Source organism: Oleiphilus sp. HI0086, assembly GCF_001635225.1.
This window is the reverse complement of record NZ_LWFZ01000464.1, coordinates 1-569: the sequence shown is the minus strand read 5'-3', so window position 1 is coordinate 569 and position 569 is coordinate 1. Positions and strand designations below refer to the sequence as shown.

Annotated in this window: 1 protein-coding gene; it reads left to right on the top strand. The window is 46.7% G+C overall.

What is annotated here, in order from left to right:
- Window positions 1–77: 77 nt before the first annotated feature.
- Window positions 78–566, top strand: a complete 489-nt coding sequence (gene moaC / locus A3756_RS05735; protein WP_068516348.1) for a cyclic pyranopterin monophosphate synthase MoaC — start codon at window positions 78–80, stop codon at window positions 564–566.
- Window positions 567–569 lie beyond the last annotated feature (3 nt).

The following is a 569-nucleotide window of genomic DNA, read 5'->3' as shown; positions in this document are numbered from 1 at the left end:
AGGTATTGGTGCGTGGTCTAAAAGATAGCAGCTTGGTCTGATAGAATGAGTCATTAGAGTCTGGGAAAGAGGTAAGTATGTCCGACAATCTAACGCACCTGAATGAGCAAGGTGCAGCGCATATGGTAGATGTGGGTGAAAAAGAAGTTACCCACCGTATTGCACGCGCAGAAGGTTACGTTTTAATGAAGGAAGAAACCCTTCGGATGATTACCGAAGGTCGTCACAAGAAAGGTGATGTATTCGCGACCTGCAGAATAGCCGGAATTATGGCGGCAAAGAAGTGTTCGGAGCTGATTCCCTTGTGTCATGCCTTGAACCTCAGTTCTGTAAGCATAGAGATTGAAGCGCTAGGTCTCGAAGAGGGTGAACCCCGGGTAAGAATGACGGCCCAGTGTAAGCTTGATGCCAAAACGGGTGTTGAAATGGAAGCCTTAACGGCCGTGAGTGTCGCCTGCTTGACTTTGTATGATATGTGTAAGGCGGTTGATAAAGGTATGGTGATCGATCAGGTAAGATTACTCGAAAAGAAAGGTGGCCGTAGTGGTCACTATTTGGCATCGTAAAAT